Origin of the sequence: Pseudomonas putida (assembly GCF_028682635.1) — a bacterium.
Classification (GTDB): domain Bacteria; phylum Pseudomonadota; class Gammaproteobacteria; order Pseudomonadales; family Pseudomonadaceae; genus Aquipseudomonas; species Aquipseudomonas putida_AE.
Genome location: NZ_JANHLK010000044.1, coordinates 1 through 21,692 on the forward strand (window position 1 = coordinate 1; position 21,692 = coordinate 21,692).

Genomic DNA, 21,692 nt, shown 5'->3' on the forward strand with positions numbered 1-21,692 from the left:
GGTTCCGTTCAGGACATGGGTCCCGTTGCAACTCGTTGATCAGCAGCGTCGCCGCCGGGGACAGATCGGCGCCGGCCCGGCTGATCACCCCGTAAGGCTCGATCAGCGCACGCAAGGACACCGGCAGCTTCACCAGCAAATCGAATTTTTCGCAGAACTCCGCCACTTCCCCCGGGATCACCGCCAGCAATGTCGGGTCCTGTTGCACCAGCAGAATGGTGCCGAAGGTCGACGAGGTTTCCAGCGGATAACGCGGGATCTGCAGCCCTGCCTCGTTCAGTTCCCGCTCCAGGGCCTGGCGCATCGGCATGTCCTTGGGGTAGACCACCCAGCGATAATCGCTCAATTGCGCCAGCTGCAACGACTCGGCGCTGGCCAGCGGATGATCCTTGCTGGCAACCACGGCCAAGGGCTCTTCGCTCAGTTCGATGCAGTCATAGGCGTCCGAACGCTGGCCGACGCTGGTTCGACAGATGGCCAGGTCCAGGCGCCCCTGATCCAGCAGCCCAAGCAAGGTGGCGCTGGTGTTTTCCACCAGTTCCACCGACAACTCCGGTTGCTTGAGGCGCAACTCGGTCAATGCCCGGGTCAGCAACGGCACCGCGCCCATGATCACCCCCACCGACAAACGCCCGCCCTGGCCGCGCATGATGCTGACCATTTCCTCGCGCAGGTGCTCCACGTCGCTGTAGATCAGCCGCGCATAACGAATCATGCATCGCCCCATCTCATTGGCCACCAGGCCCTTGGGCTGGCGTTCGAACAGCGGCATGCCGAGCAGCGACTCAACCTCCTGCAGGGCCTTGGTGGCGCCGGACTGGGAAATCGAAATCTGCTCGGCGGCCTTGTGCAGGGAGCCGCGGTCATCCAGCGCGATCAACAGGCGCAGTTGTTTGAGGCGCAAGCGTGAAGCGATGCTGCCAAGGGAAGGAACCATGTCTGTGTGTGCTCGATTCAATAGCGAATCGTCAAGGGTACGCTGGCTTTTTGTGCGAAAACAGACAGGTAATGACAATGCAATTATTCCGGATTTTCACGAGTGGGTGAACTTGAAGTTTCCCCCGACTAATGACATAAAACCCTGAATTGCGGACAGCCGACCAGCTGCGATAACGCTTATACCGTTTGCGAATTATCATTATTCCAACGAGTCAATGCACAAGCCCATGAACGATATCGCCAGCACTTCCGTCACCTCCCAGTCTCCGTCTGACCAACCGCGCTTGATCGTATTCCTCGCCTACCCCGAAATGGGCCTGCTGGATTTGACCGGCGCGCAAACCGTGTTCTGGGCGGCCTCGCGCTACCTCAACAGCAGCAACCTGCCAGGTTACAAGCTGCAGACCGCCAGCCTGACCGGGGGCCTGATCCAGACTGCCGAGGGCCTGGCCGTCGATACTCTGCCATTGAGCGCCTTCGACGACCAATCGATCGACACGCTGATCGTTCCCGGTGCCCCGGCCATTATCCTGGCGATGAACAACTCCCTGAGCCTGGTCGACTGGCTCAAACAGGCATCGAGTAATGCGCGGCGCACCGCTTCGGTGTGCAGCGGCACCTTCCTGCTCGCCGAGGCCGGATTGCTCGAAGGTCGGCGCGCCGCCACCCATTGGGCAATGTGCGGCATGCTCAAGGAGCGCCATCCGTCCATCGAAGTCGACCACGATGCGATCTTTGTCCAGCAGGGTTCGGTCTGGACTTCCGCCGGGGTCAGCGCCGGCATCGACCTGGCACTGGCGTTGGTCGAGGAAGATTGCGGACGGGAACTGGCGCTGCTCACGGCTCGGGAAATGGTGGTGTTCCTCAAGCGCCCCGGTGGCCAGGCGCAGTACAGCCAGTTGCTGCAAGCGCAAACCAGCGAAGGCGCGGCCTTCGATGACCTGCACCTGTGGATCACGCAGAACCTGTCCGGTGCCAACCTCACCGTCGAGACACTCGCCCAACAGGTGCAGATGAGCCCGCGCAACTTTGCCCGGGTCTACAAACTCAAGACCGGCCGCACCCCGGCCAAGGCCGTTGAAGTGCTGCGCGTGGAAGCCGCCCGGCGTCTGCTGGAAGATTCCGGGCGCAACATCGATCAAATTTCCCGGTTGTGTGGCTTCGGTGACGAGGAGCGCATGCGCCTGACCTTCCAGCGCAACCTGGGGGTTTCGCCGAGGGATTATCGCAACCGGTTTTCCCGCTGAATCGCCGGTTCAAGCATCGACAAGGGAACTCCTGTCGACAGTTGTGCATCCTAAGGGTGAGGTACTTCCTTTTTGCATCACGCCTTCAGAGGACTACGTCATGCGCCGTCTGATTATCATTTCTTCCCTTTTGCTGTGCTTACCCGTGGGCTCCGCGATGGCCGATGTCGACGCGAAAGATGTCGCCACCTCAGCGGGGGTTTCCGCCTCGCTGTATTCGACGTTCAAGGATGACAAACTGATGATTCCCGCCCGGGATGACGCCTCCAGCTTCGTGGCCAGTGGTGGCGCGATTCGCGGTGTTTACCTGGAGCAGGTCATGCAGCGGGTGCGCCAGGAACATCCCGACCTCAACAGCGCCAGCGACGAAGAACTGGCTCGCGCCATTCTTGTCCAGGAAGGCCAATAACCGAGATTTAAAGATCGCAGCCTCGCTTCGCCTGTAGGAGATGTCTCGCGAAGCGAGGCTGCGATCTTTCAATCAACGATAACGCGGTGCCGACGTAGAGTTGCCAAACAACCCGGACAGCACCTGGCGCTGGGCTTCATAACGATCCCACTGCTCACCATCATGCAAGCCTGGAATAGTCACCACTTCCCCCCTCTCCAGCCCCACCAGCGCCGCATCGACCATGTCTTCAGCGGACATCACGATCTCCTGTGGCAGGTTCTCTACCGGGTTTCCGGCCTCGCTCCAGAAGTCGGTGGCGGTCGCGCCCGGTAGCACGGCCTGGATGCGAATGCCCTTATCGGCCAGTTCCCGGTGCATCGATTGGCTCAGGCCGAGGACAAACGCCTTGGTCCCGCCGTACACGCCGTTGAGGATTTCCGGGGCGATGGCGACGATCGAGGAAATGTTGATCACGGTTCCGGCACCGCGTGCGACGAAGCCTGGCACCACCGCATAAGCCAGGCGTGTCAGCGCGGTGATGTTGAGGTTGATCATGTCTTCCATGTCATCCACCGGGCTGCCGAGCAACGGCATGACCGCGCCGACCCCGGCGTTGTTGACCAACAGGGTGATGCTCGCGTCGCTGCGCAGGATCTGTTCGACCCGCGACAAGTCAGCCTTGTCTTTCAGATCCGCGGCGACCACCTCCACGGTGCGGCCCGTCTGGTCGCTCAGGCGAGTGGCCAAGGCGTTGAGTTTTGCCTGGCTGCGAGCGACCAGGATCAGGTCGTAACCCTGCCGGGCGAGACGGCCGGCATACACCGCGCCAATGCCGGAAGAAGCGCCAGTGATCAGCGCGGTACCTTTGGAAGAGAGAGCCATGTGCAATTTCCTTCACAATGAGGCGAGACAATCGCCCGGTGAGCGCAGTTATAAATGGTCTCGCGCTCGTCTCAAATGACGTTTAACCTACGTTTTTCTGCCATCAGCGTTTTGAGGACCTGGCGATGATCAGCGTGGCGTTCGTGGTTTTCGAGGGTTTCCAGTCCATGGCGCTGGCCGCCATGCCGGTGTTCGAGTACGCCAACTTCAGCGCCGGCGAAGCCCTGTATGACGTGCGTGTACTGTCCGAAGACGGGCGCACCTTGCGCGCTTCCGGTGGCCTGAACGTCGGCACCGAAGCGTTCGGTGAACGGCTGTTCGACACGGTGATCGTGGTGGGCGGCGACACCATCCTCGAACAGGCGCCCGAGGGCGTGCTCGACTACGTGCGGGCCAGCGCCAGGACCGCGCGCCGCACCGCGTCGATTTGCTCCGGCGCCTTTGTCATGGCCCAGGCCGGACTGCTCGAGGGCCGCCGGGCCACCACGCACTGGGCCTATGCGCGACAACTGCAGGAACGCTTTCCATCGATCAAGGTTGAACCCGACCGCATCTACGTGATCGACGGCTCGATCTGGACCTCCGCCGGCATGACCGCCGGTATCGACCTGGCGCTGGCCATGGTGGAAAAGGATCACGGCGGCGAACTCGCGCGTGCCGTGGCGCAGAAACTGGTGATGTACCACCGCCGTGCCGGCGGCCAGTCGCAACACTCGGCGCTGCTGGAACTGGCACCGAAATCCGACCGTATCCAGACTGTCCTCACCTACGCCAGGGAACACCTGGCCCAGACGTTATCGGTGGAACAACTGGCGCAAGAGGCGCGGCTGAGCCCGCGCCAGTTCAGCCGTGCGTTCCGCGCCGAAACCGGTCAGTCGCCGGCCAAAGCCATCGAGAACCTGCGCCTGGAAGCGGCACGGCAGCTGCTCGAACGCGGGCGCCTGACGCTGGACCAGATCGCCCTGGAAACCGGTTTTATTGACCCTCGGCGCATGCGCGAAGCCTTCCTTCGAGCGTTCGGGCAGCCACCCCAGGTGATCAGGCGCAATGCACGGTCAGAGGTACAATGACGGGGTGTGTTCACCTGTGGAGACATCATGAAAATCTCGGCCAAACTGGCGTTTTTCGCCTTCGTCTCCACCCTCGCCTACCTTTGGCTGGCGATTTGGGGGCTGGGCGGCTTTGCCGCATTTTTCTCCCATGCCGCCTTGGTGGTGGTGGCGCTGGCAACGCTCGCCATGGTCATCGCTTCGCTGTTTACCGAGGTCAACCTGAGTTCCGGCGAACGCGAAGACCGGGCCAATCGCTGGGTGCTGCCGGCGTTCGGGGTGATCGGACTGTTGAGTGGTTTCTTGCCCGCGTACACCGACCGGATCGACTTCTGGACCTTTGGTGGTGAGGGCGTGCGTTGGCTGGGCGCGTTGCTGTTCATCATCGGCGGCGCCCTGCGGCTGTGGCCGGTGTTCGTGCTGGGCAAACGCTTCAGTGGACTGGTGGCGATCCAGCCGGGCCATCGCCTGGTGACCGATGGGATCTATCGCAGCCTGCGTAACCCCAGTTATCTGGGGATGCTGGTGATTGCCGTAGGTTGGGCGCTGGCGTTTCGCTCGGGGGTGGGGTTGTTGCTGGCGGCGTTGACGGTGATTCCGTTGATTGCGCGGATACATTCGGAAGAGGCGCTGCTACGGACACAGTTTGGCGATGAATACGAAGCTTATTGCGCCCGCAGCTGGCGATTGATCCCCAAAATTTATTGAGCCATACACAACCCCACTGTGGGAGCGGGCTTGCTCCCGAAGGCGGCGTGTCATACAACAGAAATGTCGACTGATACACCGCTTTCGCGAGCAAGCCCGCTCCCACATTCAGATTTTCTGCAGCCTGATGAAACTGTCCACATCCAAGCGGGCAACAACCGTGTCATAACTCCCCAACGTCGCATGCGCCGTCACAATCGGCTGCTCATGCGCCGCCGTGACGATCAACAAATCCGCCCCCGCCGCCTCGGCCGCCAGGATGCCTACCGTCGCATCCTCGAACACCAGGCAATCCCTGATCTCGACACCCAGCCGCTGCGCAGCCAATCGATAACCCGCCGGGTCGGGTTTGCCGGCGCTGACATCTTCGGCAGTGACCATCACATCCGGTTCGGGAATCCCCGCGGCGGCCATCCGCCGCAACGCCAGCGCCCTCGGTGCCGAGGTGACGATGGCCCATTGATGAGCCGGCAACGACTGGAGAAAACCCGCCGCGCCAGCCACCTCTTCAACGCCGTCGACATCCTCGATTTCAGCACGGGTGATCCACGCGGCTTCTGCCTCGGCATCGACGCCAGGCAAGGCCAGGCGATTAATGGTATCGATGGCGCGGGCACCGTGGATGGTGGGCAGGAAGGTCTCTACATCGACGCCGTGGCGAACGGCCCACCTGGCCCAGACTCGCTCGGCTGCGGCTATCGAGGTGAGGATGGTGCCATCCATGTCGAACAGGAAGGCACGGTACGGGACATTGAAAATGGTATCGGGAACAGGCAAAGGGTCCTTCCTCTCAAGGATCAGCGGATACTGCAATGTACAGGATCACAAGGTACGGCGGGATTTCAGAGCGCCATCCACACAATCGAGCAGTTGCCCGAGCGCCCAGGGTTTCTTGATGAACGACACTTCATGCCTGACCCCTGAACTTTCCGGGGTTTCAAATCCGGACATGATCATGATCGGTTTGTCCGGCCAGCGATCACCGAACAGGTTGGCCAGATCGGCACCGTTGAGCGTGCCCGGCATGGTGATGTCGGTCAGCAACAAACCCACTTCCGAAGCGTGCCCCTGCAGGTACACCGACGCCGCATCCGCACTGGATTGCGGCTGCACCACATAACCTTCGTCCTGAAGAATTTCACAGAGAAATTCCAGGATCAGCGGGTCGTCTTCAACCACCAGAATCAACCCGCCAGGAAGGTGTTCGCCCGCCGTCGATACTCGACCCATGACTGCTGCTCCCTGATCGTACTAAAGTTTTCGCGGGCTCTAAATCCGCTACCTACAGGTATGAGCAACGGTATCCGCGGAAATTCATTTTTGATACAGGCGGTCGACGAAATCGGTGGTTGCGAGGCTTTGTGCTATCAATCGTCATGGGGGGGCAAGCCGCGTGCCCCCCCAGGACAGGATTGGAGTTACTGGGACATGGCGTCCTTTTTCATCGCGTCCTTGGACATGGCATCTTTCTTCATGGCGTCCTTGCTCATGGCATCCTTGGACATCGCGTCTTTTTTCATGGCGTCCTTGCTCATGGCATCCTTGGACGTCGTGTCCTTCTTCATCGCATCTTTCGACATGGCGTCCTTGGACATCGAATCATTGCTCATGGTGTCAGCAGCAAAAACACTGGCAGCACCGACGGCCAGGCACATGGACAGAACAACGGTGGTCAACTTCTTCATGATGAAACTCCTTGATGCAGGGTGTGTGGACGAGGGGGAATGGCGGATTCTCGTCAGCTGCCACCAAACCAGTTGTAGCCCTGGTCTTCCCAGTAGCCGCCGCTGTAGGTGTTGCTGACGAAGATCGCCTGGATGTGTTTGGGGTTCTTGTAGCCGAGCTTGGTGGGCATGCGCAGCTTCATCGGGAAGCCGTATTCGCGCGGCAGCACGGCGCCGTCGTAGGTCAGGGTCAACAGGGTTTGCGCATGCAGTGCCGTGGCCATGTCGATGCTGGTGTAGTAGTCGTCGGCGCACTTGAAGCCGATGTACTTGGCATCAGTGTCGGCGCCGATCCGTTTGAGGAAATCGCTGAAGCGCACGCCACCCCAACGGCCGATCGCGCTCCAGCCTTCGACGCAGATGTGCCGGGTGATCTGCTCGGTCTGTGCCATGGCGCGCAGTTCTTCAAGGCGCCAACTGCGCTTGTCCGCGACCAGGCCGGTGACTTCCAGTCGATAACTCTCCTCGTCCACCGTCGGCGCCTCGTCAATGCCATAGAAGGCATTGAAAGGAAATGGCCGGGTGATCATCGACGCCGGATAGGTCGGGGCCATGGCATTGGGGTTGAACAGCCAGCCTTGCACCCGGTCGTTGAAGCGCGACATGGACGACAACGCGGTCTCGACGCTGTCGTTGTCGGTGAGGTTGCAACCGGACAACATGGCCACACCGCCGAGGGTCAGGCCACGCAGCAGGAACGAGCGGCGTGAGCGGTCTTCGATCTGCGGGGCGAGGATTTTCCGGGCGTCGATGAGAATGGATGACTCGTCCAGCCCGGCGTCTTGACTGCGCTTTTTCATACGTGCTCCTTGCGACCGACAAGCATGGCCAGCAGTGTTTTTGGCACCAGCGCGACCATCAGCAGATGCACCGCAACGAAGGCCACCAACAGCGCCATGGCGAAAAAATGCACCCGCCGCGCGCCTTCGTAGCCCCACAGCAATTCACGCAACAGCGGGAACTGCACCGACTTCCACAGCACCAGCCCGGAGAGCACCAGCAGCGTGATGTCGACCATCACGAACAGGTACGCCACACGCTGCACCTGGTTGTAGTGACTCAGGTCCGCATGCCCCAGCTTGCCGCGCAGCGCGGCCCACAGGTCATGCAGTACGCCTTTGGGCGAGACCGGAAAAAAGCGTCGTTGCAGGCGCCCGCTGAACAGGTTGCAGGCCAGATAGACAAGGCCGTTGATGCCCAGGAACCACATCGCCGCGAAGTGCCATTGCAGGGCGCCGCCGAGCCAGCCGCCGAGGGTGATCGACGTGGGAAAGCTGAAGTCGTAGAGCGGCGAGGCGTTGTAGATGCGCCAGCCGCTGGTGACCATCACCAGCACCGCCAGGGCGTTCAGCCAGTGGGTGAGCCGCAGCCAGCGTGGATGGCTGGCCTTGGGTGAAGCAGTTGGCTGCGACATGGCCGGCTCCCGGTTGTTGTTCGTTGGAGCCGATTATGGAAGCCGCAAGTTCGCCAAATCCTCACGTAAAGTTAAATTAATCGTGATAACTGACTGCCCAGTGTTTTGGGTGTAACTATGGTTAAATGCCGCCCCCCAAAGATTGCCGACCCCAGACCGATGAACCCTGAAGCCCTCGCCACCCTCAACGAACACCTGCTGACAGCCCTGGCGGCCGCCCCCGCCGAAACTCGTCGTCTGTTCCACGGGCGTGGCCGCTGCTGGCCGGGGCTGGAGCAAGTGACCGTCGACTGGTTGCAGGGCGTGGTGCTGGTGGCGCTGTTCAAGGAGCCGGAAACGGCGCAGCTGGAGGCGTTGAAAGCGCTGTTGCTGGAGCTCACGCAGTCAGCGGCATGGACGCAATCCGGCGCCCACACCCTGCTGCTGCAACATCGCTACCTGCTGCAAAGCACCACCGAATGGCTACTCGGGGACGTCATCGAGGAAATGACCATCACCGAGGGCGGGCTGAAATATCGAGTGGACCTGGGGCGCAAACAGAACACCGGGCTATTCCTCGACATGCGCTACGGCCGCGACTGGGTGCGGGCCAACGCCCAAGGCAAACGGGTGCTGAACCTGTTCGCCTACACCTGCGGTTTTTCGGTGGCGGCCATCGAGGGCGGCGCGACCCATGTGGTCAACCTGGACATGTCGAGCCCGGCCCTGAGCCGAGGCCGCGACAATCACCGGCTCAACGGGCATGACCTGGGCAAGGTGACCTTTCTCGGCCACGACCTGTTCAAGTCCTGGGGCAAGGTCATCGGCAAGGGCCCATACGACCTGGTGATCATCGACCCGCCGTCGTTCCAGAAAGGCAGCTTCCTGCTGACCAAGGACTACCAGCGGGTACTGCGTCGCCTGCCGGAGCTGCTCAGCCCCGAGGGCTCGGTGCTGGCCTGTATGAACGACCCCGCCTTTGGTGCGGATTTCCTCATCGACGGTGTGACCCGTGAAGCGCCGAGCCTGCGGTTCGAGCAACGCCTGGACAACCCGCCAGAGTTTCCCGACGCCGATGTCGAGTGCGGGTTGAAGGCGTTGGTGTTTACCCTGGCGGATTAAGCACCAACGCAAACAACTCACCGTGCCCGTTCACATTGAGCTTGTGATAGAGATTGCGCCGGTGCACCTTCACCGTTTCCGGGGAAATGCCCATTTGCTGGGCGATGGCCTTGCTGGAGAAGCCCTGGAGAATCAGGCGCGCGGTTTCGATTTCGCGCACCGTCAGGCGCGCATCGAAGCGGTCGAGCAAGCTCGCCAGGTCCCCGGCTACCGCTTCGGCAGCGGGGCCTTCTGGTGGTAACAATTGCAGGTGCCGGCGCATCGCCGCCAGCACCCAGTCGCGCATGCAGAGCAAGCGGCCTTGTTCTTCCAGAGTAAAGCGGGTCGAGCGGCCCAGGGACAGACCGAGGACGGCGCCGTCGAGGTTGAGCATGAACTGCAATTCGTCGCCACCCACCACCGTGCGGAAGTAGCTCAGGTAGTACTCGCTCTGCTGGAACTGGTCGGGCGCCACGGAATCGAGGCTGTGCATGCCATCGGCGATGCCGGCGCAGACGGCCAGGTAAAACGGGTCGAGCAGGTACATGCCGGCGCTGTAGTCAGCCAGTTCCTCATGCTCGTGGGCACTGTCGCGGGAGTCGAAATCGATCAGCAACCTGGGTACTCGACCGGCCTGCATGACTGCCACCAGCGCGTTATCCAGCGGCACCAGCAGGCGCAGGGTGTCGACCAGCGCGCGCCAGAATCCGTCCTGGCCCACGGCGGCAAACATTCGCGCCAGTCCCTGGTGCAGCGGCAACTCTTTCAACAATGCGTCCACGCACTACCCCTTTCGAGTAACCCATGATGGGAATGGGTAACGACCACCCCGGTCGATACGCTGCAAACTCCTGATTATCACCGGCCTGCAGCAGGCCAGGAGTGCCGCATCATGAGTGGTCACCGCTCGTATTTCAATCTGGGGCTTGGCGCCTGCCTGGCGCTCTCGCTGACCGCGGTGGCGGCCGAAAGCCCGACCGTGCACGTGTACAACTGGTATGACTACATCGGCCCGACCACCCTGCATGACTTCAAGCGCGACACCGGTATCCAGCCGGTCTACGACACCTTCGACAGCGCCGAAGTTCTCGAAGGCAAACTGCTGACCAGCCGCAGCGGCTACGACGTGGTGGTAGCCAGCAACTTCAGTTTGCCGACCCTGATCAAGGCGGGCGCCCTCGCCCCTTTGCCCCACGCGCAGATGCCGGATTTCCAGAACATGGACAGCGATCTGCTGGCGAAACTGGCCAACAACGATCCGGGCAACCAGTACGCCGTGCCGTACCTGTGGGGCACCAACGGCATCGGCTATAACGTCGACAAAGTGCGCGCTGCGCTGGGCGACAAGGCGCCGGTGGATTCCTGGGACCTGGTGTTCAAGGAAAAGAACCTGGCCAAGCTCGGCGAATGCGGCGTGGCGATGCTCGACTCGCCATCGGAAATGCTGCCAGTCGCCCTGCATTACCTGGGCCTGCCGCCGAACAGCACCAACCCTGAGGACTACAGGAAGGCCGAAGCGCTGCTGCTGAAGTTGCGCCCGCATATCGCTTACTTCAATTCGTCGAAGTTCATCAGTGACCTGTCCAACGGCAACATTTGCGTCGCCGTCGGTTGGTCCGGCGCGATGCTCGAAGCCAAGGCCACCGCCGAGCAGGCCGGCAATGGCGTGAAGATCGCCTACAGCCTGCCCAAGGAAGGCGCGCCGGTGTGGTTCGACACGCTGGTATTGCTCAAGGACGCCCCGCACCCCGAACAGGGCCTGGCCTTCATCGACTACCTGATGCGCGCCGAGGTCATCGCCCCGGTCAGCAATCACCTCAACTACCCCAACGGCAACCGCAACGCGAAAGCCTTGTTGGCCGAGGCGACACGGACCAATCCTGCGGTTTACCCGTCGCCCGAGGCCCTGGCCACCTTGTTCACTCTGCAACCGCTGCCGCCTGCAACAGAGCGCGTGCGTACGCGGATCTGGAGCAAGGTCAAGAACGGCCAGTAAGTCCACCTCTACCCCCTGTGGGTCTGCGTCCACTTTTTTCCTCCATGAATTTGAAGATGAGAAAACCGATGAAACCACGTGCCCGCGACCTCAACATCCAGTTCGGCCAACTGCAACCCGGCCCCCTCAACGCCATCACCGATGTACCCGGCGTGCGCGTCGGCCACAGCAATGTCCGCGGCCGCAGCGCCAAGGGTCGCGACATCGTCACCGGCGTCACCGTGATCGAACCCCGTGCCGGTTCCACCAGCCAGCAGCCGTGCTTCGCCGGCGTCCATGTGCTCAACGGCAATGGTGACGCCACGGGCCTGGAGTGGATTCGCGAGGCTGGATTGTTGACCAGCCCGATCGCCTTCACCAACACCCACAGCCTGGGCGTGGTGCGCGATGCCTTGATCGTGCTCGACCGTGAGCAGCAACCGAACGACGGGCGGCTCTACTGGAACATGCCGGTGGTGCTGGAGACTTTCGATGGCTTGCTCAACGACATCAACGGCTTTCACGTCAAGGTCGAGCATGTGGCCGAAGCACTGCGCAGGGCAGTCGGCGGCCCGGTAGCCGAGGGCAATGTCGGCGGTGGCAGCGGCATGATCTGCCATGAGTTCAAGGGCGGCATCGGCACCGCTTCGCGACGCATGAGCAGTGCCCAGGGCGGCTGGACGGTGGGCGCGATCGTGCAGGCCAATCATGGTATCCGCAATGAGTTGCGCGTCGATGGCTACCCGGTCGGGCGCTACATGGAGCAGGTCGACTCACCGTTTCTCAAGGCGTCGCTGCCGCATCCGGGCATGGGCTCGATCGTGGTCTGCCTGGCCACCGATGCACCGTTGCTGCCGCACCAATGCACGCGCCTGGCCCAGCGCGCCAGCCTCGGCCTGGCCCGTACCGGCGGCGGCAATGAAGACCACAGCGGTGACATCTTCATCGCGTTCGCCACCGGCAATCAGCACGTACCACCGGCGGCGTACGAGAGCAAAAAAGCGCCGACCTGCGACAACCTGAGCATGGTCAACAACGATCACATCAGCGAATTGTTCCTGGCGGCCACCGAAGCCGTTGAAGAAGCCATCATCAACGCCCTGCTCGCCGCCGAAACGACCGAAGGTAACGGCCACGCGGTGCCGGGGCTGGATGCTGAAACCCTGCTCAAGGCCCTGAATCAGGCCGGTTGGCCGGGGGAGCGCAATCGCCGAAGCTGACAGTTGTGGGGGGATTCGACTAGCGGTACTTGAGGCGCAACCCCCATCTTCCTACGATGGAGTTGCGCAGCCGCTTGCTTGTCCAAGCCGTTGCGTAGGTGGTGAGTGCACTGAACCCCTATCAAGCTCACCGCCTGCTTCATGCGCATCTTGAGCCTCAATGGCTCCACTTCTCCCCATCAAAGAGCTTTGAGGCTCTTTTTTAACTGCGCGAAAAAACGACATGAAAAAGCCCGGCATTTGGCCGGGCTTTGTGCATTCAAAATCCCACCGCAAATCCTCTGTGGGAGCGAGCCTGCTCGCGATGGTCGTTAACGATAACGCTATGAGTCTGATGCCCCGCGGCGTGCTCGAGTTTTTCGCGAGCAAGCTCGCTCCTACAGGGGGGCGTCAGTGATCCTGGGTGGCAATCGAACGCCACGCCGAGTCCGCCAACAGATCGCGGTACGCCTTCGGACTGCCTTTGGCCCGGCCCGACAACCAGGCGCGGCAGTAGCTCTCGGCCTGGCCGATGATCAATGACGGCAGTAACTCCGGCGGATAACCGCGCAACACGTCGACCCGCGCCGAAGCCCCCAGCCACTCGAACAGCAGCTTGTTGCGCGCCTTGTTGCGCGCGACCAGTTCGTCCTTGAACGGTCCCTTGGTGACGGCAAATCGCGCGTGATACTGGAAACGCGCCCATTCCGGTTGGCTATCGACCCAGTCGACGTAGCTGTGCACCAACGCGTGCACACCCGCCTGGGTGGTTTGGGCGTCGGCCAGGTAGCTATCTCGCAGCTTGGCTTGATCGTCCAGCGCGGTGAAAAACAGCGCCGCCACCAGGCCTTCTTTATTGCCGAAGTGGTGGTAGATCGCGCCCACGCTGGTATCGCATTCGGCCCGGATCATCTCGATAGTGGTGGCCTCGATGCCCTGCTCGTTGAACAGTTGGAGGGCCTTTCTGAAGATGTCGCGCTTGAGTTCGGCGCGGCGGCCGGGGTAGCAGCGTTCGAGTAAATCGGCAGTTTCCATGCGGGATGGGGTCCAAAAAAAATCAACGGTTGAGGCTGGCGCTAGGTTGACAGATTTCCCGCCGACAGAATACTGTTCCGTCACAGAATATTATTCTGTAACGGAACATCATTCTGTTAACCAACCCCGCAGTGAGGCTTCAACCCCATGAGTCAGTTCCTCAGACTGTTCAACAGTGCCGGCCCGCAAGCCTTCAGCCAGATGGCCTGCCAGGTGGCGCCGTACTTCAGCACCATCAACCCGCTTGTTGCCGATTTGCGCAAAGGTTCGGCGATCGTGCAGGTGCCTTTCGCCAAGGAAATCACCAACCACCTGGGCACCGTGCACGCGATCGCGATGTGCAATGCGGCCGAACTGGCGGCCGGGATGATGACCGACGTGTCAATCCCGGCGGGTGCGCGCTGGATTCCCAAGGGCATGACGGTCGAATACCTGGCCAAGGCCAAAAGCGATGTGACGGCGGTGGCTGACGGCGAGGCGGTGGACTGGACCAGCGAAGGCGACAAGATCGTGCCGGTGGACATTCACGATGTGGAAGGCAAGAAGGTGTTCACGGCACGGATCACCATGAATGTGAAGCTGTCCTGAGCATCACGCGGCCCCCTGTAGGAGCGAGCTTGCTCGCGATGATCGTTAACGATAACGCTGGAAGCCTGACACCCCGCGGCGTGCTCAGGTTTTTCGCGAGCAAGCTCGCTCCTACAGTTGAACCTGTTATCCCAACCGTTCGCGGGCGAACTCGCTGGCCTTGCGCGTCAATTGGTCCAGGTGCCGGTCACGCTGTTTCTCCGCATCGAGCATTGCGCGCTTGCCGTGCTTTTGCAGCAGGTAGGTATGAATCTGCCGCACCTCCAGCGAGCTGTAGATCGGCGCCACATCAAGCAGCGCCCTCAAACCGTCGCTGCCGTGGTCGCGGGTGTTCATCAGCACTTGCGTACTGCGCGCACCGACCACCTGAAAACCCATCGACTCGAAATACGGCACCTTGGCCACGGCGCAGGCCAGCTCGGCATGCGGGTAGCGGCCGACCATCTCGCGCAGCATCCGGCGCGCAATGCCTTGGCGCCGATGGCCGGCATCCACGGCCATATAGGCCACGCTGCAGGCGTCGGGATCGTCCTTGACCGGCAGGTACAGCAGGAAACCGACGACCTTGTCCGGATCGTCCAGATCGGTGGCAACGATCAACTCCACCGCCATCCCTTTCGCCCCGTTCAAAGCCTCCAGATACAGGTGCACCTCGTAGCCGATCGCGTACTGGTAGATGTTGTACAACAGGTTGCTCGGCGCGATGGCGACCATGCTGATGTCGGTCAGGTTGTCGACCACCAGCTGCAGGATCTGACTGTTGACCGACTCCGGGCACGGGGTTTTGTAGTGGGTGATCTGGGGCATTGCGGGGGCTGACTCCGGAGAATGGGCGCGGCTGCCTATCATACCGCGCCGGAGCCTGCCTTGATCGATTCATGAGCCACACACATGAGTCTATAGCCGAAATCCGCATGAACATTTCCCTTGGCACCAGGGTCAGTCAATGGATGAGGGCTGTTATCGCCAATCAACCATAGGAAGCGCAACGATGCTCGACGTGATGACGATTTCCCGACGAGAGCTGCTGATCGTGGGCGTGGTGACAGCAGCGGCCGTGATCCTGCCACCGTTCATATCTGCGCAGGCAGCGGCCGCCAACGCCGCGCTGCCGGTCAAGAGCAAAGTGTCGATCTGGGTCAACGGGACACAGCAGGTGATGGAACTCGACGCCCGCACCACCCTGCTCGACCTGTTGCGCGAACACCTGCAGCTCACTGGCACCAAGAAGGGTTGCGACCACGGCCAGTGCGGTGCCTGCACAGTGATCGTCGACGGCCGGCGGATCAATTCCTGCCTGACCCTGGCCGTGATGCACGAAGGCGCGAAGGTCACCACCATTGAAGGGCTCGGCACGCCGGACAAGCTGCATCCGATGCAGGCGGCGTTCATCAAGCACGACGGCTATCAATGCGGTTATTGCACGCCGGGGCAGATCTGCTCGGCGGTCGCGGTACTGGGGGAAATCCGCGACGGCATTCCCAGTCACGTAAGCCCGAGCCTAACCGAACCACCCAGGCTGATCGCCAGCGAACTCCAGGAGCGCATGAGCGGCAACATCTGCCGCTGCGGTGCGTACTCCAACATCATCGAGGCGATCACCGAAGTCGCGGAGGCCAGCGCATGAGGCCCTTTACCTATCTACGCGCCAAGTCGCCGGCCGAAGCCGCCTCGCTCGCCGCCCAGGTCGATGGCTCGCGCTTCATCGCCGGCGGCACCAACCTGCTGGACCTGATGAAGCTGGACATCGAGACGCCGTCGCAACTGATCGACGTCAATGACCTGGCCCTGGACCGCATCGAAGCCACGCCGCAAGGCGGCTTGCGAATCGGCGCGCTGGTGCGCAACACCGACCTCGCCGCCGATGCACGCATCCGCAAGGATTATGGCGTGCTGTCCCGCGCCCTCCTCGCCGGCGCCTCCGGCCAGTTGCGCAACATGGCCACGACCGCCGGCAACCTGCTGCAACGCACGCGCTGCCCTTACTTCTATGACACCCATCAAGCCTGCAACAAGCGCCAGCCCGGCAGTGGCTGCGCGGCCATCGGCGGCTTCAGTCGGCAGCTGGGCATCATCGGTGTCAGCGACGCCTGCATTGCCACCCATCCCAGCGACATGGCCGTGGCCATGCGTCTGCTCGATGCCCAGGTCGAGACGGTTCGCCCCGACGGCACGACCCGTGTGATTGCCATCGCCGACCTGCATCGCCTGCCCGGCAACACGCCGAACATCGAAACCACCCTGGCGGCCCACGAGCTGATCACTGCCGTGACCTTGCCAGCGCCGCTGGGCGGCACGCACCTCTATCAGAAAGTCCGTGACCGCGCCTCCTACGCATTCGCCCTGGTCTCGGTGGCCGCGGTGGTCCAGCAGGACGGTTCCGGCCGCGTAGCCCTCGGCGGCGTCGCGCACAAACCGTGGCGCGTGGAAAGCGCTGAAGCAGCCATGGCCAAAGGCGCCAAAGCGTTCAGCGAACAGCTGCTGGACGGCGCCACACCCACCCCTGAAAACACCTTCAAACTGACGCTGGTCGAGCGCACGCTCGCCTCGGTGATGGCACAAGCGAGGGCCCAGGCATGAAATTCGAAACCCCGGCCACCACCAACCCCATCGACCAAGGCAAGGTCATCGGCCAGCCCACGCCCCGCATCGAAGGCCCGCTGAAAACCACCGGGCAGGCGCCCTACGCCTACGAACACCACGACGTCGCGCCGAACCAGGCCTATGGCGTGGTGGTCGGTTCGGCCATTGCCAAGGGGCGCATTGCTTCAATGAACCTGGAAGCGGCTCAATCGGCACCGGGAGTGATCGCCATCGTCACCGCCGCCAATGCCGGCAAGCTCGGCAAAGGCAAATACAACACCGCCAAGCTGCTCGGCGGGCCGGAGATCCAGCACTACCATCAGGCAGTGGCGCTGGTGGTGGCGGACACCTTCGAACAGGCGCGCGCCGCCGCGGAACGGGTGGACATCACCTACTCAACCACCGAAGGCGCGTTCGATCTCGCCAGCGCCCGCGGCTCGGCGGTGGAACCCAAGGACCAGATGGCGGACACCCTGCACGGGGATTTCGAAACGGCCTTCGCGGCGGCACCGGTGCAACTCGACGCCACCTACACCACGCCCGACCAGGCCCACGCGATGATGGAGCCCATGGCGTCGATGGCCGCCTGGGACGGCGACCGACTGACCTTGTGGACCTCGAACCAGATGATCGATTGGTCGGTCACGGACCTCGCCACCACCCTCGGCATCCCCAAGAAAAACGTGCATCTGATTTCGCCCTACATCGGCGGCGGCTTCGGCGGCAAATTGTTCATCCGTGCCGACGCGGTCCTTGCCGCCCTGGGTGCGCGCATGGCCGGCAGGCCGGTGAAAGTGGCGCTGGCCCGGCCGCAGATCTTCAACAATTGCACGCACCGCCCGGCGACCATTCAACGCATCCGCATCGGCGCCGGCAGCGACGGCAAGATCACCGCGATGGCCCACGAAGGCTGGTCCGGCGACCTGCCCGGCGGCAAGGTGGAACTGGCCGCGCAACCGAGCAAATTGTTGTACGCCGGGGAAAACCGCCGGGTCACCATGCGCCTGTCGACGCTCGACCTGCCGGAAGGCAACGCCATGCGCGCGCCGGGTGAAACGCCAGGCATGATGGCGCTGGAAATTGCCATGGACGAGATGGCGGAAAAGCTGAAACTCGACCCCATCGAGTTTCGCATCATCAATGACACCCAGGTCGATCCGACGAAACCGGAGCGGCCGTTTTCCCAGCGCCATCTGGTCGAATGCCTGCGCACCGGGGCCGATCGTTTTGGCTGGAACCAACGGCCTGCGCAACCGGCCACAAAGCGCGAAGGCCGTTGGCTGATCGGCATGGGCGTCGCCGTGGCCTTTCGCAATAACCTGCTGGTGAAGTCCGGCGCCCGTGTCCGCCTGGATGATCAGGGCACCGTGACCGTGGAAACCGACATGACCGATATCGGCACCGGCAGCTACACGATCATCGCGCAGACGGCGGCGGAAATGCTCGGCGTCGGCCTCGACAAGGTGGTGGTGCACCTGGGCGATTCGAGCTTTCCGGTCTCGGCAGGCTCGGGTGGCCAGTTCGGCGGCAACTGCTCGACGGCGGGGGTGTATGCCGCCTGCGTCAAACTGCGTGAGGCCGTTGCGCAACGCCTCGGTGTGAACGCCCAAGAGGCTGAATTCGTCGGTGGCGAGGTACGGGCTGGCGGCAAAAGCATGCCATTGCGCAGTGCGGCGCAGGCCGGCGAAATCGTCGCCGAGGACAGCATCGAATTTGGCGAGCTGGACAAGAAGTACCAGCAATCGACCTTCGGCGCGCATTTTGTCGAAGTCGCAGTCGACAGTGCCACCGGGGAAACCCGCGTGCGCCGGATGCTGGCGGTGTGCGCCGCCGGGCGCATTCTCAACCCGACCTCGGCCCGCAGCCAGGTCATTGGCGCGATGACCATGGGGGTCGGCGCGGCGCTGATGGAAGACCTGGTGGTGGACAAGCGCCTGGGCTTTTTCGTCAATCATGACCTGGCCGGCTACGAGGTGCCGGTGCATGCCGACATCCCCCACCAGGAGGTGATTTTCCTCGATGAAACCGACCCGATTTCCTCGCCGATGAAAGCCAAGGGTGTTGGTGAGCTGGGTATCTGCGGCGTCAGTGCGGCCATCGCCAACGCGGTGTACAACGCCACCGGGATTCGGGTACGCGAGTACCCGATCACCCTGGACAAGATGCTGGATAAAATGCCGGCGATGATATGAGCACCAGGGCTGGAGGCGTTGCGGTTTGTCAGGAGAAGTTGTATTGGCAGTACCGGCCTCTTCGCCGGCAAGCCGGCTCCTACAAGAGAACGCGATCAACTGTAGGAGCCGGCTTGCCGGCGAAGAGGCCAGCCGCTACACCGACTTACCAGTCGTAAGTCATCTCGACCGAAGCCACCCGCTCCTGCCCGTAATAGCAACCGAACGCGTAGTTGCAGTCCGACACGTATTCACGGTCGAAGATATTCTGCACGTTCACCCGGGTCTGCAAACCACGCAGGCTCGGGTCCAGCTTGCCCATGTCGTAGCTGACGGTAGCGTCATAGACGACGTAGGACGGCACATCGAACGAGTTGGCCGCATCCCCCGGTTTGCGCCCGGTGTAGCGCGCGCCCGCACCGAAGGTCAGGCCGTTGAGGCTGGCCTGGGTGAAGTGATAGTCGACCCACATCGAGGCCGATACCGGCGACTGGGCTTCGTTGCGGTTGTCCTCGTTGCCCCAGGTGTCCTTGGTGTAGAACGAGTCCATGTAGCTGGCGGCGGCCATGACGTCGATGTTGTCGAGGCTGGATTTGACTTCCAGCTCGACGCCGCGCGAGCGCACTTCACCGCTCTGGGACATGTAGTCCGGATAATCATCGTCGCCGGTCAGGACATTTTTCTGCTTGATCTCGTACACCGAAGCGGTGATCAGCGTCTTCTCGAACGGCTGGTACTTCACGCCCACTTCGTACTGCTGGCCCTCGGTCGGCTCGAAGGACTTGCCGCCGCGCTGGGGTGCGGCCGTGCCCAGGGTGGGCAGGAACGACTCGGAGTAGCTGACATAGGGTGCCAGGCCGAAATCGGTGACGTAGGTCAGGCCCACCCGCCCGGTGAACTTGTTATCGCGCTTGGATTCGTGGGTCGAGGCCAACACATCCTTGTTGTCGATCTCCGCCCAGTCCTGGCGACCGCCGATGGTGAGAATCCACTTGTCCAGCTTGATCTGGTCCTGCAGGTACACACCCGTCTGGCGCAGAGTGTTATCCCATTTAGTGTCGAGTACCGGGGTGACGCTGCCGGTGTCGAAATTGTTCTTGCCGTACAGGTTCACCGGCAACACGTTGTAGGCGTTGTAGCCGTCGTATTTGCGGTTGAAGTGCCGGTAGTCCACGCCAGCGAGCGTGGTGTGCTCCAGGGCGCCAGTGTTGAATTTGTATTCCAGGTTGTTATCGACGGTGTAGGCGATGTTGTGCTGGCGCCAGTCGAGCTTGGTGCGGTAGGCCCGGGTGTAATCGGTCACGCCGGCGTCATCGGTGACGAAGCTGCGCAGATAAAACCCCTTGTAGCGGTCGCGTACGTCGGTGTAGCGCGCCGTGGAGCGGTATTTCAGGTCGTCGCTGAGGTTGTGGCTGAAGTCGTAGCCGAAGATGTACTGGTCACGTTTGTAGTCATTGAAGTTGGTGTCGCCGGAGAAAAAATCGCGGTCGATGCGTTCGCCGTTCGGACCACGGTCGAGCGAGCCGATCCTCGGCAGCGACTGATAATCGGGTACGCCGTCATCGCGCTGGACCTGCGCCAGCAAGGTCAGGAAAGTGTCTTCAGTCGGCGCCCACGTCAGGCTCGGCGCCAGCAGCATGCGCTCACTTTCGTTGTGCTCGACCATTTCGTTGCCTTTGTCGGCCACACCGATCAGGCGATAGGTGAACTGCTTCTGATCATCGAGCGGACCGCTGGTGTCGAAGGCACCGTTGACCCGGCTGTAACTGCCCGCCCCCAGCTTGACCTGGCTGCGCTGCTCGGTGGTCGGGCGCTTGGAGACCATGTTGATCAGGCCGCCCGGCTGGTTCTGCCCGTAAAGGACCGACGACGGCCCCTTGAGCACTTCGATGCGCTCCAGGGTGTAGGGATCGATTTGCGGGGCGCCACCGAGGCTGCCGGCGTACGGGATGTAGGCGCCATCGAGGTACAGCGGCGTCGGCGCGAAACCACGGCTGGTGATCTCGTCGGCAATCGAGTTGCGGTCAGTAAAACCACCGGTGTTCACCCCCGGCGTGTAGCGCAGCGCCTGTGTCAGGTTGCGCGCGCCCTGGGCTTCCACCTGGTCGGCGGTGACCACGTTGATGGTCTGCGGAATTTCCAGGATCGGCGTATCGGTCTTGGTGCCGGTGGCGCTGCGGGTGGCGACATAGCCGTCCACCGGGCCGTAGGCCGATTCCACGGCAACTCCGGAAATGCTGGTGGCGCCCAACTGCATGGCCGCGCCTGAGGCAACGATCGGCAACAAGGAATAGCTGCCATTGTCGTGGCGCACGGCTTCGAGCCTGCTCCCGGCGAGCAACTGGCGCAGGCCAGCGTCAACGCTGTAGCGCCCGCGCAGTCCCGAGGTTTGCTGGCCGTTGGCAGCGCTTGGCTCGAAGGAAACGGTCACCCCGGCCGTGTCGGCGAATTGGGTCAAGGCCGAACCCAAAGGACCCGCCGGAATGTCGAACTCGGTTTCGACATCGGTCTGCGCCCAGGCAGGTGCTGCCGTCATCGTCATGCCCAACGGAACGACCAGCGCCATCCCGAGCAGTGCGGCATGCACGGCACGGGTCAAGGGTCTGACGGATGGCTTGGCGGAACAAATGCGGAGTTGGGGATCACGAGGGGTCATGCAATTTCCTTTCGCCCGTTGGCAGTGAATGGCGGCGTCTGTGTGCGCCTC

The 21,692-nt window shown here is 62.1% G+C and carries 22 protein-coding genes and 1 pseudogene; 12 read left to right on the top strand and 11 right to left on the bottom strand.

Annotated features, from left to right (window positions below):
• Positions 1 to 937, bottom strand: a 937-nt coding sequence (locus NPS56_RS29445) for a LysR family transcriptional regulator (protein ID WP_274077902.1), incomplete at its 3' end; no start/stop codon positions are given.
• A 229-nt stretch (positions 938 to 1,166) separates the two neighbouring features.
• Between NPS56_RS29445 and NPS56_RS29450 the strand changes: the two genes are divergently transcribed.
• Complete coding sequence (locus NPS56_RS29450; protein WP_274077903.1) at positions 1,167 to 2,186, top strand: GlxA family transcriptional regulator; 1,020 nt, start codon at positions 1,167 to 1,169, stop codon at positions 2,184 to 2,186.
• Between the two features lie 100 nt (positions 2,187 to 2,286).
• On the top strand, positions 2,287 to 2,595 hold the full coding sequence (locus NPS56_RS29455) for a DUF2388 domain-containing protein (protein WP_274077904.1): 309 nt from the start codon (positions 2,287 to 2,289) through the stop codon (positions 2,593 to 2,595).
• A 72-nt stretch (positions 2,596 to 2,667) separates the two neighbouring features.
• On the opposite strand, the gene NPS56_RS29460 is transcribed toward NPS56_RS29455, so the two are convergent.
• On the bottom strand, positions 2,668 to 3,459 hold the full coding sequence (locus NPS56_RS29460) for an SDR family NAD(P)-dependent oxidoreductase (protein ID WP_274077905.1): 792 nt from the start codon (positions 3,457 to 3,459) through the stop codon (positions 2,668 to 2,670).
• Positions 3,460 to 3,584: 125 nt separating this feature from the next.
• On the opposite strand from NPS56_RS29460, the gene NPS56_RS29465 reads away from it, so the two are divergent.
• A complete protein-coding gene (locus tag NPS56_RS29465) occupies positions 3,585 to 4,529 on the top strand; it encodes a GlxA family transcriptional regulator (RefSeq protein ID WP_274077906.1) in 945 nt (314 codons plus the stop codon).
• 27 nt (positions 4,530 to 4,556) lie between these two features.
• Positions 4,557 to 5,216 (top strand): methyltransferase family protein, encoded by a 660-nt coding sequence (locus NPS56_RS29470; protein ID WP_274077907.1) that lies wholly within the window; start codon positions 4,557 to 4,559, stop codon positions 5,214 to 5,216.
• Between the two features lie 108 nt (positions 5,217 to 5,324).
• Here NPS56_RS29470 and NPS56_RS29475 read toward each other — a convergent pair whose 3' ends face one another.
• The 5 genes from NPS56_RS29475 to NPS56_RS29495 form a co-directional block, all read right to left on the bottom strand.
• Entirely contained in the window at positions 5,325 to 5,939 is a 615-nt protein-coding gene (locus NPS56_RS29475) for an HAD-IA family hydrolase (RefSeq protein ID WP_425313655.1), read from the bottom strand.
• 99 nt (positions 5,940 to 6,038) lie between these two features.
• Positions 6,039 to 6,446 (bottom strand): response regulator, encoded by a 408-nt coding sequence (locus NPS56_RS29480; RefSeq protein ID WP_274077909.1) that lies wholly within the window; start codon positions 6,444 to 6,446, stop codon positions 6,039 to 6,041.
• A gap of 188 nt (positions 6,447 to 6,634) precedes the next feature.
• Positions 6,635 to 6,901, bottom strand: coding sequence for a pentapeptide MXKDX repeat protein (locus NPS56_RS29485; protein ID WP_274077910.1), 267 nt, complete (start codon positions 6,899 to 6,901; stop codon positions 6,635 to 6,637).
• 53 nt (positions 6,902 to 6,954) lie between these two features.
• Positions 6,955 to 7,740, bottom strand: coding sequence for a molybdopterin-dependent oxidoreductase (locus tag NPS56_RS29490; RefSeq protein WP_274077911.1), 786 nt, complete (start codon positions 7,738 to 7,740; stop codon positions 6,955 to 6,957).
• The gene (locus NPS56_RS29495) at positions 7,737 to 8,354 is read right to left on the bottom strand and encodes a cytochrome b/b6 domain-containing protein (protein WP_274077912.1); all 618 of its coding nucleotides are present in this window, start codon (positions 8,352 to 8,354) and stop codon (positions 7,737 to 7,739) included. The genes NPS56_RS29490 and NPS56_RS29495 overlap by 4 nt, the downstream gene beginning before the upstream one ends.
• A gap of 159 nt (positions 8,355 to 8,513) precedes the next feature.
• On the opposite strand from NPS56_RS29495, the gene NPS56_RS29500 reads away from it, so the two are divergent.
• Positions 8,514 to 9,455 carry a class I SAM-dependent methyltransferase gene (locus NPS56_RS29500; RefSeq protein ID WP_274077913.1) on the top strand — a complete coding sequence of 314 codons (942 nt, stop codon included), beginning with the start codon at positions 8,514 to 8,516 and terminating at the stop codon, positions 9,453 to 9,455.
• Here the strand turns inward: NPS56_RS29500 and NPS56_RS29505 are convergent.
• Entirely contained in the window at positions 9,439 to 10,215 is a 777-nt protein-coding gene (locus NPS56_RS29505; protein WP_274077914.1) for a helix-turn-helix transcriptional regulator, read from the bottom strand. The genes NPS56_RS29500 and NPS56_RS29505 overlap by 17 nt on opposite strands.
• Before the next feature lie 111 nt (positions 10,216 to 10,326).
• On the opposite strand from NPS56_RS29505, the gene NPS56_RS29510 reads away from it, so the two are divergent.
• Positions 10,327 to 11,430 (top strand): polyamine ABC transporter substrate-binding protein, encoded by a 1,104-nt coding sequence (locus tag NPS56_RS29510; protein ID WP_274077915.1) that lies wholly within the window; start codon positions 10,327 to 10,329, stop codon positions 11,428 to 11,430.
• Between the two features lie 68 nt (positions 11,431 to 11,498).
• Positions 11,499 to 12,629 (top strand): P1 family peptidase, encoded by a 1,131-nt coding sequence (locus NPS56_RS29515; protein ID WP_274077916.1) that lies wholly within the window; start codon positions 11,499 to 11,501, stop codon positions 12,627 to 12,629.
• Positions 12,630 to 13,019: 390 nt separating this feature from the next.
• Here NPS56_RS29515 and NPS56_RS29520 read toward each other — a convergent pair whose 3' ends face one another.
• Entirely contained in the window at positions 13,020 to 13,643 is a 624-nt protein-coding gene (locus tag NPS56_RS29520) for a TetR/AcrR family transcriptional regulator (protein ID WP_274077917.1), read from the bottom strand.
• 147 nt (positions 13,644 to 13,790) lie between these two features.
• Between NPS56_RS29520 and NPS56_RS29525 the strand changes: the two genes are divergently transcribed.
• Both NPS56_RS29525 and NPS56_RS29530 read left to right on the top strand, forming a co-directional pair.
• Complete coding sequence (locus NPS56_RS29525; RefSeq protein WP_274077918.1) at positions 13,791 to 14,231, top strand: hotdog fold domain-containing protein; 441 nt, start codon at positions 13,791 to 13,793, stop codon at positions 14,229 to 14,231.
• A 38-nt stretch (positions 14,232 to 14,269) separates the two neighbouring features.
• Positions 14,270 to 14,377: pseudogene (locus NPS56_RS29530) on the top strand (outer membrane lipoprotein carrier protein LolA); the annotation flags it as partial.
• Here the strand turns inward: NPS56_RS29530 and NPS56_RS29535 are convergent.
• Positions 14,358 to 15,038 carry a GNAT family N-acetyltransferase gene (locus NPS56_RS29535; RefSeq protein ID WP_274077919.1) on the bottom strand — a complete coding sequence of 227 codons (681 nt, stop codon included), beginning with the start codon at positions 15,036 to 15,038 and terminating at the stop codon, positions 14,358 to 14,360. The pseudogene NPS56_RS29530 and the gene NPS56_RS29535 sit on opposite strands and share 20 nt — an antisense overlap.
• Positions 15,039 to 15,234: 196 nt before the next feature.
• On the opposite strand from NPS56_RS29535, the gene paoA reads away from it, so the two are divergent.
• From paoA to paoC, 3 genes are read left to right on the top strand one after another with little or no spacing between them, the layout of a single operon-like run.
• Positions 15,235 to 15,858, top strand: coding sequence for an aldehyde dehydrogenase iron-sulfur subunit PaoA (paoA, locus tag NPS56_RS29540; protein WP_274077932.1), 624 nt, complete (start codon positions 15,235 to 15,237; stop codon positions 15,856 to 15,858).
• The gene (locus NPS56_RS29545; protein ID WP_274077920.1) at positions 15,855 to 16,811 is read left to right on the top strand and encodes an FAD binding domain-containing protein; all 957 of its coding nucleotides are present in this window, start codon (positions 15,855 to 15,857) and stop codon (positions 16,809 to 16,811) included. Before paoA ends, NPS56_RS29545 begins: the two co-directional genes overlap by 4 nt.
• Entirely contained in the window at positions 16,808 to 19,006 is a 2,199-nt protein-coding gene (gene paoC, locus NPS56_RS29550) for an aldehyde oxidoreductase molybdenum-binding subunit PaoC (RefSeq protein WP_274077921.1), read from the top strand. Before NPS56_RS29545 ends, paoC begins: the two co-directional genes overlap by 4 nt.
• Before the next feature lie 145 nt (positions 19,007 to 19,151).
• On the opposite strand, the gene NPS56_RS29555 is transcribed toward paoC, so the two are convergent.
• Positions 19,152 to 21,641: a TonB-dependent siderophore receptor gene (locus NPS56_RS29555; protein ID WP_425313654.1), complete on the bottom strand. Its 2,490-nt coding sequence runs from the start codon at positions 21,639 to 21,641 to the stop codon at positions 19,152 to 19,154.
• Positions 21,642 to 21,692 lie beyond the last annotated feature (51 nt).

Excerpts from the sequence above, each read along its gene's own strand:
- NPS56_RS29555 (WP_425313654.1), bottom strand. The coding sequence starts at position 21,641 with ATGACCCCTCGTGATCCCCAACTCCGCATTTGTTCCGCCAAGCCATCC.
- NPS56_RS29525 (WP_274077918.1), top strand. The coding sequence starts at position 13,791 with ATGAGTCAGTTCCTCAGACTGTTCAACAGTGCCGGCCCGCAAGCCTTC.
- paoA (WP_274077932.1), top strand. The coding sequence starts at position 15,235 with ATGACGATTTCCCGACGAGAGCTGCTGATCGTGGGCGTGGTGACAGCA.
- NPS56_RS29490 (WP_274077911.1), bottom strand. The coding sequence starts at position 7,740 with ATGAAAAAGCGCAGTCAAGACGCCGGGCTGGACGAGTCATCCATTCTC.
- NPS56_RS29515 (WP_274077916.1), top strand. The coding sequence starts at position 11,499 with ATGAAACCACGTGCCCGCGACCTCAACATCCAGTTCGGCCAACTGCAA.
- NPS56_RS29520 (WP_274077917.1), bottom strand. The coding sequence starts at position 13,643 with ATGGAAACTGCCGATTTACTCGAACGCTGCTACCCCGGCCGCCGCGCC.
- NPS56_RS29495 (WP_274077912.1), bottom strand. The coding sequence starts at position 8,354 with ATGTCGCAGCCAACTGCTTCACCCAAGGCCAGCCATCCACGCTGGCTG.
- NPS56_RS29480 (WP_274077909.1), bottom strand. The coding sequence starts at position 6,446 with ATGGGTCGAGTATCGACGGCGGGCGAACACCTTCCTGGCGGGTTGATT.
- NPS56_RS29470 (WP_274077907.1), top strand. The coding sequence starts at position 4,557 with ATGAAAATCTCGGCCAAACTGGCGTTTTTCGCCTTCGTCTCCACCCTC.
- NPS56_RS29545 (WP_274077920.1), top strand. The coding sequence starts at position 15,855 with ATGAGGCCCTTTACCTATCTACGCGCCAAGTCGCCGGCCGAAGCCGCC.
- NPS56_RS29450 (WP_274077903.1), top strand. The coding sequence starts at position 1,167 with ATGAACGATATCGCCAGCACTTCCGTCACCTCCCAGTCTCCGTCTGAC.
- NPS56_RS29510 (WP_274077915.1), top strand. The coding sequence starts at position 10,327 with ATGAGTGGTCACCGCTCGTATTTCAATCTGGGGCTTGGCGCCTGCCTG.
- NPS56_RS29465 (WP_274077906.1), top strand. The coding sequence starts at position 3,585 with ATGATCAGCGTGGCGTTCGTGGTTTTCGAGGGTTTCCAGTCCATGGCG.
- paoC (WP_274077921.1), top strand. The coding sequence starts at position 16,808 with ATGAAATTCGAAACCCCGGCCACCACCAACCCCATCGACCAAGGCAAG.
- NPS56_RS29500 (WP_274077913.1), top strand. The coding sequence starts at position 8,514 with ATGAACCCTGAAGCCCTCGCCACCCTCAACGAACACCTGCTGACAGCC.
- NPS56_RS29455 (WP_274077904.1), top strand. The coding sequence starts at position 2,287 with ATGCGCCGTCTGATTATCATTTCTTCCCTTTTGCTGTGCTTACCCGTG.
- NPS56_RS29485 (WP_274077910.1), bottom strand. The coding sequence starts at position 6,901 with ATGAAGAAGTTGACCACCGTTGTTCTGTCCATGTGCCTGGCCGTCGGT.
- NPS56_RS29475 (WP_425313655.1), bottom strand. The coding sequence starts at position 5,939 with ATGGATGGCACCATCCTCACCTCGATAGCCGCAGCCGAGCGAGTCTGG.
- NPS56_RS29460 (WP_274077905.1), bottom strand. The coding sequence starts at position 3,459 with ATGGCTCTCTCTTCCAAAGGTACCGCGCTGATCACTGGCGCTTCTTCC.
- NPS56_RS29535 (WP_274077919.1), bottom strand. The coding sequence starts at position 15,038 with ATGCCCCAGATCACCCACTACAAAACCCCGTGCCCGGAGTCGGTCAAC.